12 protein-coding genes and 1 tRNA gene are annotated in these 14,065 nt (G+C 46.9%); 1 reads left to right on the top strand and 12 read right to left on the bottom strand.

Going from position 1 to position 14,065, the window contains the following annotated elements:
- Positions 1–12: 12 nt before the first annotated feature.
- The 3 genes from FH974_RS19920 to FH974_RS19910 form a co-directional block, all read right to left on the bottom strand.
- Positions 13–1,083 carry a sensor domain-containing diguanylate cyclase gene (locus FH974_RS19920; RefSeq protein ID WP_207104155.1) on the bottom strand — a complete coding sequence of 357 codons (1,071 nt, stop codon included), beginning with the start codon at positions 1,081–1,083 and terminating at the stop codon, positions 13–15.
- A gap of 217 nt (positions 1,084–1,300) precedes the next feature.
- Positions 1,301–2,269 (bottom strand): calcium/sodium antiporter, encoded by a 969-nt coding sequence (locus tag FH974_RS19915; RefSeq protein WP_207104154.1) that lies wholly within the window; start codon positions 2,267–2,269, stop codon positions 1,301–1,303.
- 1,117 nt (positions 2,270–3,386) lie between these two features.
- Positions 3,387–3,653, bottom strand: coding sequence for a hypothetical protein (locus FH974_RS19910; protein ID WP_207104153.1), 267 nt, complete (start codon positions 3,651–3,653; stop codon positions 3,387–3,389).
- A gap of 426 nt (positions 3,654–4,079) precedes the next feature.
- Between FH974_RS19910 and FH974_RS19905 the strand changes: the two genes are divergently transcribed.
- Positions 4,080–4,484 (top strand): DUF1801 domain-containing protein, encoded by a 405-nt coding sequence (locus FH974_RS19905; RefSeq protein WP_207104152.1) that lies wholly within the window; start codon positions 4,080–4,082, stop codon positions 4,482–4,484.
- A 341-nt stretch (positions 4,485–4,825) separates the two neighbouring features.
- Here the strand turns inward: FH974_RS19905 and FH974_RS19900 are convergent, their stop codons facing one another.
- From FH974_RS19900 to FH974_RS19860, 9 genes are all read right to left on the bottom strand, one after another.
- The gene (locus FH974_RS19900) at positions 4,826–5,173 is read right to left on the bottom strand and encodes a hypothetical protein (RefSeq protein WP_207104151.1); all 348 of its coding nucleotides are present in this window, start codon (positions 5,171–5,173) and stop codon (positions 4,826–4,828) included.
- Between the two features lie 10 nt (positions 5,174–5,183).
- Entirely contained in the window at positions 5,184–5,867 is a 684-nt protein-coding gene (locus tag FH974_RS19895) for an AAA family ATPase (RefSeq protein WP_047884335.1), read from the bottom strand.
- Between the two features lie 179 nt (positions 5,868–6,046).
- Positions 6,047–6,121: transfer RNA gene (locus tag FH974_RS19890), tRNA-Gly, on the bottom strand.
- Positions 6,122–6,338: 217 nt separating this feature from the next.
- Entirely contained in the window at positions 6,339–6,599 is a 261-nt protein-coding gene (locus tag FH974_RS19885) for a hypothetical protein (RefSeq protein WP_207104150.1), read from the bottom strand.
- Between the two features lie 186 nt (positions 6,600–6,785).
- Positions 6,786–7,394: a tail fiber domain-containing protein gene (locus FH974_RS19880; protein WP_207104149.1), complete on the bottom strand. Its 609-nt coding sequence runs from the start codon at positions 7,392–7,394 to the stop codon at positions 6,786–6,788.
- A gap of 8 nt (positions 7,395–7,402) precedes the next feature.
- Positions 7,403–7,936 carry a hypothetical protein gene (locus FH974_RS19875; RefSeq protein WP_207104148.1) on the bottom strand — a complete coding sequence of 178 codons (534 nt, stop codon included), beginning with the start codon at positions 7,934–7,936 and terminating at the stop codon, positions 7,403–7,405.
- Between the two features lie 42 nt (positions 7,937–7,978).
- Positions 7,979–8,212 (bottom strand): hypothetical protein, encoded by a 234-nt coding sequence (locus FH974_RS19870; RefSeq protein ID WP_207104147.1) that lies wholly within the window; start codon positions 8,210–8,212, stop codon positions 7,979–7,981.
- An 8-nt stretch (positions 8,213–8,220) separates the two neighbouring features.
- Positions 8,221–9,885: a tail fiber domain-containing protein gene (locus tag FH974_RS19865; protein WP_207104146.1), complete on the bottom strand. Its 1,665-nt coding sequence runs from the start codon at positions 9,883–9,885 to the stop codon at positions 8,221–8,223.
- Between the two features lie 91 nt (positions 9,886–9,976).
- Positions 9,977–14,023 carry a pyocin knob domain-containing protein gene (locus FH974_RS19860; RefSeq protein WP_207104145.1) on the bottom strand — a complete coding sequence of 1,349 codons (4,047 nt, stop codon included), beginning with the start codon at positions 14,021–14,023 and terminating at the stop codon, positions 9,977–9,979.
- Between the last annotated feature and the right edge of the window lie 42 nt (positions 14,024–14,065).

Genomic DNA, 14,065 nt, shown 5'->3' with positions numbered 1-14,065 from the left:
AATAATTTATCACTATCCGCTGTTTAATGATTTAACATTATCAACTGGTTCTCCATCCAACATCACTACTAGATTCCTGCCTCGGGATTTTGCCTCATAAAGGGCTTCGTCAGCTCTTTTTAGCAACTGCTCTTCACTGAAATCACCTGATTGAAGAAAAGTAACCCCAATGCATAGAGTCGAAGAGATTTCCAATGAGTCAAAATGTATTTCTTGTTTTTCAACAGCTTTTCTTATTGATTCAAAAAAGCAAAGCGCGGCGTCAACATCTTTTGCTTTCAACAGAATACCAAACTCTTCACCACCAAGCCGATAAATATGCCCATTCTCCCCTAAAAGCTCTTTGATCATAGATACAGTTTGTCTAAGAAACTTGTCACCGACCACATGTCCATACTTATCATTTACATCTTTGAAATGATCAAAGTCCGCAAACCCCAAAAAGCAAGCCTCGTTACGAAGATGAAAATCACTAATTGTCATGTTTACATCTTTCATAAAACGACGACGATTCAAAGCTTTCGTTAAAGGATCTACCGACGCTTGATAATTCAGCTTCTCGATCTGCAAGTGAAGGTTAACATTCGATGCTATCCAATTAGAAATGCATTGAAGTTCAACAGCTTGCTGAGATGTATAATAAAATGGATGTTTATGAGCAACATTCAGTGTGCCTAAACATTGACCTGAACTCAATAACGGTGCATCCATACAAGTATTTAGACCAGCTTCTTTAAGTATTTCGCAATCAAGTTCAGCGGATGACGACAAATCATCACAGATCATCAGCTGTCGGTTCATAAACACGCGGCCAACAAATGTATCTCGAATCGGCAGGCTGAGACCACGAGGGATGGCGCCATCGCCACTCATTGCATAAACTTTTAAATGCTCATCATCTTCCAGCAATGTCACGCTGGCTCTTTCAGCATCAAAAATTTCATGTAACCATCTAGCGACAGTATCCAAAACTTCCTGAACTGATGTAGAAGAAGCTAGTTCCTGTATGAAATTAACAGGCAAGCTAACCTTATGTTTAACATCGCTATCAAAGTATTCCCAAATGTTGGGGTTTCTTTCCATGAGCGCATCCCTATCTGTATTGCAGTATAACTCAATCTTATAGGGTGAATAGCCATCCACCAATACACATCACGCAGCATAACAAGAAGTTGGGTATGTTGCATCGTGGTTTTATAATTGGAGGATTGGAGCACTAACTGCTCCAATTTGACATACTCAATAGGCCCAGGAAAGACTACGCCCCCAGAAAAGTTAACAATTGGAGTTTTACTATATTTTATATTGCCCCATATACTAGATAGCCGTTATAACCTAGGTAACATAACAAAAGCAGAGCGCCTTCACTTCGATTGATAGTTTGTGTTTTCCCGAAGCGCACTGCGGTCAACATCAAGAGTGCTGTAACAAAGAGCATTGATGTCCAGTCTCGCCAAAATACCTCTGCGCCAATATTAGAAATTGGCTCAATAGTGCCAGCAATACCAATAACCGCTAAAGAGTTAAACATGTTCGAACCAACGACGTTCCCCACTGCAATATCATGTTCACCTTTCCGTGCTGCAACAATCGATGCGGCCAACTCTGGAAGAGAGGTTCCTAAAGCGACGATTGTTAACCCTATTAGCAAATCACTTACTCCAAGCTGCTGTGCAATCTCAACGGCTCCCCATACAAGAATCCTAGAGCTAACAATAAGTAACAGCAGCCCTGTAACAAGCCAAAAGATGGAAGATTTAAGGGTCATTGACTGACTAGATAGCTCCTCGTCCATTTCTAATGCTAAAGGATCGCCTTTTGAACGAATGGCACTCCAGATTGACCAACCAACCAGTAGTAAGAATCCTCCAATTAAAGCCCAAGCTTCCAGCATACTAATACGGTGATTCCACAACATTGCGCCAATCACTAAAGTGACAGCTAAAAGAATCGGTAATTCTTTACGAACAATACTCGAATGAACTGCAATTGGAGCTATGATCGCCGTTATTCCTAGTATCAATGCGATATTGACAATGTTTGAGCCCAGCGCATTACCCAGAGCAAGAGCTGGATTTCCATCCATTGCGGCCATTGCAGAAACCACCATCTCTGGAGCAGATGTCCCGAATCCAACGACGAGCATACCAATCAGTAAAGGTGGCATTCCTGCGTAATTAGCACTAGCGGCAGCGCCCTCTACAAACTTATCTGCGCTCCAAACGAGCAATGCAAAACCAGCAATGATGGCAAGTGTCGCTAAAAGCATATATTCACCCAAAAATAAATGACGTTAAGGTATAGAATGGCTCCCATATTAATAGGTATATTACATTGGGAACCATTCAACAGTAGTTAAGAAAATCTGAATATCATAAGGTTTTTACTACTGTGGTAGCACAATGATTTGTGAGTAAGAACGAATGACGTTATACCGATTTATCATTTAATCAGAGCATTAATCATACCGTAATTGTCACGTCAGAAAGCAAAGTTCCAATTGTTGTTCAAAGATTTTAATACATCCAGCAATCTAAACAGCCTTAAGGAAATAGTTGATACAAAATCACCCTAACAGCACGCCGCGGAAGGAAGTAGTTTGCCTCAAGTTTCATCCGAGTTATTCCACATAAAATCGCTCAAGAGAGGCTATTATGTCAACAGGTATACAAATTGACGATGAGAGAATGCCTTCAACTCTTAGGATGTAAGATATATGGTCAAACATAAATAAGAGTGGTGAGTCAGCTAGCGCACAGCGTGCTCAGCGCGGAATCGAAGAGTAGAAAGCATCCTTAATACTCGATATTTCGCAATTAATGTATATACAAGTAAATGGTTGGGCAGATTTGCTCAAGACAGGGACAGAATCTAACAAAGCTTGCATAGCATGACGACAAAAGAAGAGAGTAAACCCATTGTAATAGAAAGAGTTATAATATTCATTGCAACAAGGACAACGCAACGAAGCATTTGGCGATGAAGTATCGTCGTAGTTAAAACTCATCGCTATTTCTCCAATTAACTACCTAGTTAATAATAGCTGACACTCTATAAACCTTATCGTTAGTTTGTTCTTGCCCTAATAACATTGCTGTTTTCCTCTCCCGACAGGCTCTAGCACTAAAACACAATCACACCGGTAAGCACACAGCCTTACTCATCCACACTCATATCCCTTAATCTCAGCTAATTGTTAATACCCCCCTCAAAAGTAAGTGGTTCAACTTTTAGGCAACGAAAAAAACCCGCTAAACGCATTGGCTTGCGGGCTGTTGACTATGTGCAACTAATCACTAATAGTAGGAACATTGAATGAACAAAGGATACCTAAAAGACATTATATAGTTTAGTCTGCGACCTACTCTTTAGGGGTAAATTTATAGCTAGTTCAAGATTTGATAAAACTTTCTTAAAATAAACCGCTTTAGTTCATCTTCGCGTCCACTAGACACGGACAAGAGCCACTGGAATTGCTCTCTCATGGTCATCCTTAAGTAATCGCAGTAATCAATACGTTCGTTATCGGCTATGGTGAGATAAGCCCTGTCCAAAGAAGCGCTCAAGGCGGCGATGATAAAAAGGTTTGTGGAATCCAGAAATTCTTCGAGTTTAGAAAAATTCTCCAAAGGCAAACCAAGCTTCTTGCTCATATGTCGAAATGCAACTGTTATTATTCATTTGGTGCAACATTATATGCGATTTATTGACAATAACAACAATAGCAATAATAGCTAACTTACTAGTTACAAAGTGTTTCCATAAAAAAATCCCGCGATTCTAAAAGTTTCGCGGGTGGAAAAATAAGACAGTATTACGGAATCATTAGAGACATCAATTTCTGATAGACGCCAATTTAACTATAGCAGACATTTGCTCCTATGCCCCATTATGAAGCAGGACAATCACAATTTGGCTATTGGGTTCGTCTGGACTCAACCGGTCAGGATTCAATCCACAACCCTTACTTTTCATTAACCTATTGAGTATCCGTTGATGCGCTATGAAAAACGCTGCATCATAGAAGGATGAAAACGGCTAAAGTCGAATAGAAAGGGTTATGTGAATAGGAGAGAGCAATGGACAAGGTAGTCAAAGATCGCTTCGATGAATATCCAGATAATGCTCGTATTCGACTAAAAGAACTACGATGTTTAGTCCTCCAAATCGCTGCTGAATTGGATTTGGGTGAAGTCGAAGAGTCTCTCAAATGGGGAGAGCCAAGCTACAGCGTTAAAACAGGTAGTCCACTAAGAATGGACTGGAAACTAAAGTCTCCCAATAATTATTATCTGTTCTTTAATTGCCAGACTAAGTTAGTCGACACCTTTCGAGAATTGTATAGTGAAGTGCTAGAGTTTCAGGGAAATAGAGCAATTGTGTTGTCCCTATCGGAACCGTTGCCAAAAACAACTATCAAGCACTGTTTAGAGTTGGCACTAACCTATCAGCAGCGTAAGAACTTACCTCTTCTGGGGGCATGAAAGCATCGATATAACAAGTATTTAAGGTTTCAAGATGATTTTTTCGTTCAAGTAGAAACAATAGCTTGGAGCTATACGACAAAGTCGTTGTTGTCCATGAAGCGAGTTATATGCAGATTGTAATATTAGTCACACTGCATAATCAATACTGTCAAGCCGTGTGCAAGTTAGCACATTTACGTTTTTCCGTAGTATTTATTCAATTCAGGGATGAAAGACCAGAATTAGCTTAACAGTGCTCTTTACCATACCTTACTGGGCAGCTTCTTTCCAAACCTCAGCTGCAAAAAAGCCCCAAATATCGGGGCTTTCTAAATCGCATTTTAAGCGTGTTGGCGTGCTTACTTGTCTGTTGGTATAGCTTTGAATCGTTCATCGCTTCTGACAGCGTTTAAGGGGCTTTGCGTGACTTCTTTCAGTAGCACTTCTATCTGCTCGTCGGACATTCTCGACAAAGCCAATACTCCGGCTCTGAAAACATCACTTCTTGCAGCATTGAAGCGCCTTGGAACTAAGGCAAGCTCATCAACCAGGCTGTGATAATCCGCCTCCATGCTGACCATTCTGCCTTTGATCGGCTCGGCCTTTGTCTCTGCCTGAGCTTGCCCTGCCTGCTGAACTGACTCCTGAACCGAAGCCTCTTGGGTAAACCGGCGTCGGTCGCTCTTCACCAAACCTCCTAATCCCATAGCCTATACCTCAAGCGACCTTGCCCTTGTCCGATGGCCTGATGCCAAAAATCAGCTCATCAACAAGGTCGTTCACTTCTGCCTCTGCCTTGAGATCACGGCAGTCGTCCGGCATTTCCAGCACTCCGCGCCCGTTTTCTTCTGAATCATCAAAAACGTTACGGTGCATTACCACGGTTTGAAGTGGGCTAAAGTCATATGACTCGCAAACATACTTAGCATCCAAAATCCGCTTAACCTGCGTTGGCAGCGGGTTGCACTGGTTAATCAGCGTATTGATTTTAAGGTCAGGGTTATACTGCATACCGCGACCAAGCACTTCGTCAATCATCGGCAAGGCTTTCAAATCACGACGCTTAGGGCGCAAAACCAAAAGAAAACGGTCGGCATTGATAATGGCCTCGCGCTGATAAGCGCCATCATAACCACCGGCATCACAAATGATGAAGTCGTAAAGAGGTCGGATAGACTTGATTAAGTCCTCTGCCGAACCGGTTGGGATGTAGCCGCTGATTTTCACCAGGTTAAGATGAGCGCGGCGTTCAACAAACCACTCTTCGGTTGTCTTTTGTGGGTCTAAATCGACAAGAGCAACATTGTGCCCTCTCATTGCAAGGCACACAGCCATGTTCTGAGCAGTGCAAGACTTGCCCGTTCCACCTTTTACAGAGCCTACAACGATCACTTCTGACATTTTGGAATCCTTTGTTTTTATTTTGGGTATGCTTTACGCGAACGGTTGTAACCCAGCGGATACCGTAAAGTAAGGTGTTGAGGCTAAATACGTTATTGGTGGTGTAGCGATTATGTGAGGTAGATAAGGTGTTGGGCTTATACAAGACAAGCCCTAACCAAGATGCTGCAAGGAGTTTATGGAGCAGGCAGCGGGACTCGAACCCGCGTCCTCAGCTTGGAAGGCTGAGATATTGGCCACTATACGATGCCTGCATCGAGGGGCTAATTTGTAATAGTCGGTTAGCCAAAATCCGACTCTATCCCACTAGCAAGTCGGGTCGTGCCGTGTGGTCTAGCCGCAGATAGCCATTTCCGATTAAAGCCATCCGTTCGATGAGTTGGGCGTCGTTGGTTATCCCGTCAACGAAACCCGAAAATCGTGAAAGAAATGGCGGCCAAGAAAGCCGCCACCCTTCCAACATGCCAGCAATCAGCCGTTGGCTTTTACCGTCTGCTGCCCTTCCTTGCTCGGATGCAGTTCGGTAATTTGTCGCATCCTTGCGACCAGTCGATCATCCCTTTTCGACTGTGTTCTTTCTGCCAATTCTTCAAGAAGTGTCAGAAAAGCCTCAAGCGCAAAGTCCTTGTTGATTAGGCGCTCGGCAATGCCAATAAACAAAACCTTAAAAAAGCGCTTAATCAAAAGGACTAGGACATTGCTCTTGAGAAATCCTAGTAGCGCACCGATCATGCAGCCTCCTTTCCGATGAGTTGGTGGGTAAGCGTTACCCACCGTGACGGACTCAGATTTTGCAATAACCAAACAGGTTTTATCGTTCCCATTGGTCGGGTAACGCTCGCAATGATATTGCCCTTACCCGAAACAAAAATCAATAAGCGCTTACTTATTTTTGGGCTAAAAATGTTCAACTGATCATTATTTGTTCTCAAGCGCCACTAAGCGCAAATCAAGCTCTTTGATTGCCTCCAGCAGCACCGGAATGATGCCGTGATAACGGACGCCCAGCATGTCACTGTCACCCTCTCGCTTCACGATTTCAGGCATGACTTTCTGAATCTCCTGAGCAATCACCCCATACTCACGGACACCATCCGTCAGATCTTTGCGCAGGTAGGTGTAGCCACGCATTTTGCGCACCATTTCGGTTGCATTGAAGATAGGTCGAATGTCCGTTTTCAGGCGGATATCAGAGTATGCCGTAACGTTCTGCCCCGCCCAAACACCGCCAGCGGTCTTAATTGACTCATTGCCTGCGTTGGCAACATACAGGCTTTTGTTCCCGCCAATCCGCACCCACGTAATGTCCTGCATGTAGATGGAGCCGCCGTAGGTCGGAAATGTAAGCGGTGTCGTGCTCTTTAACGCCAACTCGGACGTTAACGTAAAACCAGCATTCTCTGACCACATCACGACAACAGCAGGTTTGTCGGACACAGCCGCCCATGTAGGGTTGTTGTTTGGCGAGTAAACTCGCTGGCCTTGGTCGAAGACCTGACCGTTCTGCATTGTTTTGTAGTTTGTCATACCGATCCTTAGCTAAAAATGGTTAAGTCGAACCAAGATGAGTTAACCACCGCTTCAACGATTTTTTCGACCGTTGAGCCAGCGCCGCCCTTGGTTAGATAAGCGCCCGATGCATACGACAGCGGGAAGTCTTGCTGATACCCCTTGTCTGTCCTGATCCGACAGCTAATCGTCGTTCCTGAGAACTGCGCAATGAACAGCCGGAAGGCGTGTTCCTGCCTCTGCATGAATGTAGCGGCGGTAATTTCCGAGATTGCATGACCATGAATGCTTGTCGGGTTTACCGAGCCCGCGCCATTTGACTTACGATAGCCGGTATAAATGACCAAGTTCGTAATACCGCCTTCTTGCCATCTTTTCGGTGTTACGCGAACAACCACGGCTCTTTGCTTACCTCTCAAATCACTAAGTGAAATAGGGTTTGGAGAGGCAATTTTGGCAAGGTTACGAACGTCAGCATCACCAAGCGCAACGGTATTTGAGCGACCAAGCTCCCTTCGCACCATATCAAGCGAAATTTCACCCGAGGTAGGTAGTGCCATTAGTATTTCCCCTAAGTGGGCGCTCATCAGCGCCCAATGCTGTTATCGTGCCGAAACAATCTCTTTGAAATTTACTTCCATCTGTTGAAGATGAGCCTCTGCTTTCTCCAACTGCTCTTTTGCCGCAACCATATCGGTTTCTCGCTCAGCAACATTGATTTCCGCCTCATGCAAATCAAACATTGCCTCTCGTTCCGCCCGTTGCTGGTCATTCAACGAAGAACAGCCGGTAAGCGCCATTGCTCCCATAAGTGCGAATAGATAAGCTACTTTCATCATCCCTCCTAAGCAGCACATTGTTGTTTAAGATCTTCAACTTGAGCACTTAGCTCTTTCACCGCCTCAATCAGCAACGCCACCATGTTCCCGTAGGCCACGGTCTTTAGATCGCTGATTTCTTCGGTAGATGCGGTCTGAATGACCTCTGGCAATACCTTCTCAACTTCCTGAGCAATCACACCCGCCTGACGGCAGCCATTCTCGGAATCCTTACGAGTGAAGGTGACGCCTCGAATTGCCTTGACCTTTTCAAGCGCATTGTCGATGACCTGGATATCATCTTTAATGCGAATATCAGAGTAAGCCGTTACGTTCCCTTGGGCGTAAACGTCGCCGTTTGTCGTAAGCATGATCATCTTATTGCTCTTGCCAACCCAAATCCGTGTTTCACCGGTCTGGTCGAGAACGTCAATAGCAAAAACCCGAGCGTTTGAGGCGTCCGTGTAGCGGAGCATGTAAGTGGCAGAAGAGCCAGTTGTCGGTGCGCCTCCCACATCAATAGCCGCGTCTCGGTCAACACCCCAAGCACCGTTCGCAGGTTTTTTAATTCGAACAGATTTCACAGCTTTGGAGTATTCACCAACGGTCATGTAACCATCGGTTCGAAGCACCGAACTGTAGCAATAAATGCCACTCTCGAACTGGTTGTGTGGGTTAAGTCGCAGCCAGCTATCATTCGTGCCGCCAACCGCCGTTTTGCCGTAGTATTGCAGCCCTTGGCTCGCCTCTATGCCGCGAGCATCTACACCAGTTACAGCAGTGATTTTGCTCGAAGAAGTGAAGTTTGCCGCTTCTACGGTAATGTCACTGCCAGCAATGCTAAAGCGAACGTCATAATCCTTGGTTGAGTCAGTGTCGTGAAAGTCAATATACTTGCCGATCTCCATGACGCCATCGCCGCGAATCTTCGGAATCTTGTTGATTACTGATGAGCCGGTAGCAACGTCACTAATGGGAACTGCGCCAATATCAGCAGGCGTAGGCTTGTAAGAAGACGTATAGATTCGCTCCCATGACTTTTCGAACCCAAGACTATCTCGAGCAGATTTATACCAGAGGCCACCATTGGCATAGCCAACCCTAAATTGTGCCGCAGGGCACGAGCCTGAGCCTTTGAAGTGAATGACCATATTCGAAGCGCCGGACATAGACCCCTGATAAACCCCTGACCGGTTCCCCCACGGAATTTCATCGACAGCCACCGTTCCGGACGATCCCGCACCATAAAAATAACGGCTATTGGACTCTGACTCCGTATAGTATCTGTCGTCATGGTTATGGGAGGCAGGCGCGAACGTTGTCGGCTTACCGTCAATTTCAGCCCATGTCGGCTTATGAGCAGGGCTAAAGTAATCACTTCGACCATTCAGCAGCGCCGCATCCGCAGCTTTTGCTGTTTTGCCAAGGTAATAGCCGTCACCCTGCGCTTTGGTCATTGCGCCAACATCGGCTGCGGTGGGCTTAAACCCTTGGTGATATACCTGATTGCCGCTAACCATAAGATCTCTGTTGAAATAGAACTTAGGTCTATCGGTATAAATGTGAGCGTAGCTAGTGTTCTTCGGTCCGAACTCAATATAACCGCCGTTCGTCGTCATTTTCATGCCGACCCCACCGCTATCTTGAAGAACAGAGCCATTCCCCAGCTTTAATTCATCAACACGTAGCATTCTACATCCCTTAGAATGAATACTGTAAGTAAGCGCTTAATTATCACAATAAGCCGACCACTTCACAAGATTTGGTCGGCTTTATCGTTGGTTAAATTAGGCGTCTGAATTTGAAGGTATATGCCGACGCCGTCAGCGCGTGTGTCGAGCGGATTTGCAGTGACAGACCATCGCTACTCGCCGCACGCTGATCACGGGCAGTTCGCAAGAACAGCGTCCTTCCGTTGGAGGCGTGACCCGCTTTGTGAAGCAGAATCTCATCGACATCGAGGCTGTTAGTTTCCTCCGAGAACCATGACATTACACCGGTGAAAATCTCTCCGTAGAGCGACGTAGCGGATGACGCCATGCCGGAAATCTGCACCATGTAAGAGCCGGATGGCAAATCGGCCAAGTTGATTCCGGTATCAAGCCACTCTGTCCCAACTGTCAAATTTGTCTCGATGGTGTAAAGCGGCAGCCCCAAATCATCCAACGTTGGCTTGTTGTTCGGTGAGTAGAACTTACTACCCAATTCGTCGCGCAACGTCGAGGTGCTAAAAGCAGTCAGCGAGTCATTCACTTCGGCATTCAGGATGGTTTTCACGCCGTCCTTGTCTTCGCGATAAGGAATGACCTTGAACTGGTCTGCCTTGTTGTAGCCAGTCACGGTTCCAACAAATGCTCTGCCGATAAACTCAACATGGGCGTTTTGAACGTTAGACGCGCCATTCGCGTTAGTCGCATTGGCAAGAGCCAGCCACTTCACCCCGCCATGAAGCACGGACACAATCCGCCAGTTCCAGTCAATGCCCTGTCTGGACAGACTTGCCGAGTTACCCTTGTAGCCAGTCTTCACCTCAAGAGACAGGCACTCATTGCGACTTGTTCCGTCATCCCGAGTGAAGCTCATTTCGCCCGAAACATAGCTATGTGCAATGGAATCGCCACTTGTGTAGCAAGGCACAAGCAGAATAACTACAGAGCAATAGTGATGCGAGAATGAGAACTTAATCTTCTTCGCAAACCGGCCATCCGACTCTGACTTGCTGTATACACCAATCTCAGAAGGCGTTGGCTTATGACCCTCAGAATAGACTCGCTTACCGTCCAGCTCGTAAATCTCACCCTGAACATCCAGCTTAGCTCCAAGTCCTTGAATATTGTCCCCAGCTCGCTGCAGCCGCAGGGAGTAACCGGAACCACCTGGCACTTCTGCATCGTGCTCTTTGTGGATAAGCTCAACACCCTGAGTATTGGCCGTGGAGAACTTGATATGCGGTCCCGTTCCTACAGTAGTGTCAGTGTCATACAGCCACAGGTAAGGGTTCACTCGCTGCACTTTAAGGTTGCCGGTCAGAGTGCCACCCGCGACAGGCAGCGCACCGATGTCGGCAGGCTTCGGCTTGTTGTTTGGCGAATATACCCGCGCCCCACGCTCTTTCAGATCGCCCAGCTTCAAGTCCATACCGCCAGCGGCATTAATCTCAAGGATATCTGCCTTCCCAACACCCTCAGCACGAGTTCGGAACAGCCAGCCTAACTTAGTATCCTCCTTGTCAGTGGAGGCGTAGAACGTCATGCGGTTTTGATGGTTTGAGCCAACGAAAGCCCCCGTTCCAAGCTGAAAAGCAAATGGGTTAGCCGTTGCAATCGAGCATGTTCCGGTTACTCGCAGATCTCCAGCCACTTCCCCGCCCTTGTTCGACAGCGCACCAACGTCTTGAGCGGTTGGCTTGTTGTTCGGCGAGTAGACTCGCTGACCGGCTTCTTTAAGCTGGCCTGTCACCACATTCAAGCCACTTTTGGAAATTGTGACGACATGCGCCCCGTTTGCGCTATCAGGCGCGTGGTAGAATGACAGGCCATTCGCCGCATCAAACCGGTAAACACTAAGCCCGCTGGAGTTAACCTTCTCAAAAATATGCGCAGGCTTCTGACCGCTAATTTGAACGGCAAGGTGGCCGCCGATGGTGTCACCCGACTTGGAAACCGCACCTACATCTTGAGCCGTTGGTTTAAACTCCGTTGAGTAGACATACGCCCAGTTTCGCCATGCACCGCTGTAGCGTGTCCGATATGCCAGACGGCCAGTAGCCGCAGATGTGCCATACGGGATCGCAATCTGAGTGACGTTGCTTGTCGTGCCGTAAACATACTGCTGAATGTAGTGGTAACCGGTTTTACACTGAGCGCTACCGTTACTGCCCGACTCCTGAATCAACTTGTGATAAACACCGCCGTTCGCTGGCAATGCGTCAATGTCTGCCGTCGTTGAGCCACCATCGGTTTTACCCGTCGCCTTAAAGCCGCCGCCAGAAACCAGACCCACTTGATCGAATGTCGGCACTTGGCTCTTTGTGTAATAGCGACCGTCATGCGTATGGCTGTCATTTGCCACTGTAGTCGCGATTGACACGTCCCCGCTACCATCCAACTGCACTGAGCCAGAAACGTCACCTGTCAGCGATACAGTGCGTTTTGCAGCCCATTTTGATGCAGTGGCAGCGTTACCCGAGATTGCGATGGCGTAAGTGCCAGACAGACGAGCAGCCGGAACGGTCCCTGACAAAAGGTTCGTTGCGTTGGTAAAATACTCAGGCGCTTTAGAGCCAAGCATTTCCGCATTTTTGGCCGAGTTAACGGAAATACCGTAATGGCCGGACAGGCGAGCGGCATTAACAACACCCGCATTCAGGTTCGAAGCGTTTTGGTAGAAGCTACCTTGCTGCCCATCCAGAAGATCAGCGTCCAAGCCTGAACCAGCACCGTCGTTGTTGGCGTGCCAAATCGTTGCGCCCTTCCACTTGAACTCACCGTTTCGGATTCGAAGCAATTCAACTCGAACATCATCTGTAGGCGTGTAAGACTCAAACAGAATACCGCCATCTACATTGCCGCCCGTGCCGTTCGTATCAATCATCCGGAATACGCGAGCATCGTTGTGTTGACCGAAATAGGTGTCATCGGACAGAAGCTCTAAGCCCTCACCAATTGCGAACTTCGCTTTACCGGCTACGCTGATTCCTGCTTGGAAGGTCATTGCGCCGATAAACGTATCACCAGCCTTGTTTGCCTTTGTCGCCAGTTGAGCGTTAATTGCGGCAATAGCCTCGCCTTTGTCAGTCAGCGCATCAGCCAGCTCTTTAAAGCTGTTCAGCTCTTCGCTTGCCCCGTTCAAGATCGCATCAAACTTCGCATCAACCTGTGACTTCAGGTAGTAGCGCGTGTCGTGGTTGTGCTCGGAAGGTGGCAGCGTGCTTGGGATGCCGGTGATGTCACTCCAAGACGGCTTGTTATGCTTGGAAAAGACGTGCTCACCATTCTCGAAAATCGCCCCTGTCGAGTGGAAGCCCGTTGTTAGGTCGAGGTCAACGGACACCTCAACGTCAAACTCAGTGTGCTCGGCTGGAACTTCGACGGCACTCTTGATGTTCCAAGAGTTGTGCGGGGAATATTCGCTATCCATGTAATAGCTAACTTCCGCATCCGCATCAATGAAGACCTCAATAGCTACGGGGCCGTAAGTCTTATCAGCCTTATTTGTCACAAGACGGATGAAGCGAATTGTCCCGTTACCATTGTTGTAGCCATTTGAGGCAAGGATATTGATGTAAGGGCTTTTCCCGTAAGCCACACCAGCCTCAAAGCGAACATACCCATGCTGGCTACTCTGCCCCTCGCAAATGGTGAAACGACCATTGCATCGCGAAGCACCCTCGTAAAGACGATACCATTTTCCGCCTACACACTGATGCTTGGAACTCAGCAAACCAACATAGCGACCATCATGGCTATGGCCTGACAAAGAAAATGCACTTGCGCGCTTACCCTCAAGCGTAAAAGCATCTGGGTTATCAAGGTTAAACAGAATCTCTTTGGAGTTTTGGTTTGCAATTACGCGAACCCCCTTGCCGCCCTTCATAGCAACAGAGGTATTTTCACCAGGGATGTTTAATGTTCCCTCGTTCGCAGCAATGCTGGCGATGGACTTGATAGCCTGAGTTCGAGAGCCAAAAACGAAAACTTCACCCGAGTCGTCCTTTGAAAACACGACACCATCACGGGCGTTAATGGCTAGTTCGCCCACTTCCAGATCTGTTGGAAGAGGAACCTTACCCGCCTCAAACGTTTTCTTTAGTATAATTTTGTTGCTCATAATACTTTCCAAAAACGGGGGCTAAGTAGCCCCCAAAAACGT

The organism is Photobacterium ganghwense (genome assembly GCF_017329545.1).
Taxonomy (GTDB): domain Bacteria; phylum Pseudomonadota; class Gammaproteobacteria; order Enterobacterales; family Vibrionaceae; genus Photobacterium; species Photobacterium ganghwense.
This window is presented reverse-complemented; position numbering and strand designations above follow the sequence as displayed.

What these genes read in the sequence shown, in the direction of transcription:
- FH974_RS19900 (WP_207104151.1), bottom strand. Translation starts at nt 5,173, where the DNA reads ATGGGATTAGGAGGTTTGGTGAAGAGCGACCGACGCCGGTTTACCCAA.
- FH974_RS19870 (WP_207104147.1), bottom strand. Translation starts at nt 8,212, where the DNA reads ATGAAAGTAGCTTATCTATTCGCACTTATGGGAGCAATGGCGCTTACC.
- FH974_RS19885 (WP_207104150.1), bottom strand. Translation starts at nt 6,599, where the DNA reads ATGATCGGTGCGCTACTAGGATTTCTCAAGAGCAATGTCCTAGTCCTT.
- FH974_RS19875 (WP_207104148.1), bottom strand. Translation starts at nt 7,936, where the DNA reads ATGGCACTACCTACCTCGGGTGAAATTTCGCTTGATATGGTGCGAAGG.
- FH974_RS19865 (WP_207104146.1), bottom strand. Translation starts at nt 9,885, where the DNA reads ATGCTACGTGTTGATGAATTAAAGCTGGGGAATGGCTCTGTTCTTCAA.
- FH974_RS19920 (WP_207104155.1), bottom strand. Translation starts at nt 1,083, where the DNA reads ATGGAAAGAAACCCCAACATTTGGGAATACTTTGATAGCGATGTTAAA.
- FH974_RS19905 (WP_207104152.1), top strand. Translation starts at nt 4,080, where the DNA reads ATGGACAAGGTAGTCAAAGATCGCTTCGATGAATATCCAGATAATGCT.
- FH974_RS19880 (WP_207104149.1), bottom strand. Translation starts at nt 7,394, where the DNA reads ATGACAAACTACAAAACAATGCAGAACGGTCAGGTCTTCGACCAAGGC.
- FH974_RS19910 (WP_207104153.1), bottom strand. Translation starts at nt 3,653, where the DNA reads ATGAGCAAGAAGCTTGGTTTGCCTTTGGAGAATTTTTCTAAACTCGAA.
- FH974_RS19895 (WP_047884335.1), bottom strand. Translation starts at nt 5,867, where the DNA reads ATGTCAGAAGTGATCGTTGTAGGCTCTGTAAAAGGTGGAACGGGCAAG.
- FH974_RS19915 (WP_207104154.1), bottom strand. Translation starts at nt 2,269, where the DNA reads ATGCTTTTAGCGACACTTGCCATCATTGCTGGTTTTGCATTGCTCGTT.
- FH974_RS19860 (WP_207104145.1), bottom strand. Translation starts at nt 14,023, where the DNA reads ATGAGCAACAAAATTATACTAAAGAAAACGTTTGAGGCGGGTAAGGTT.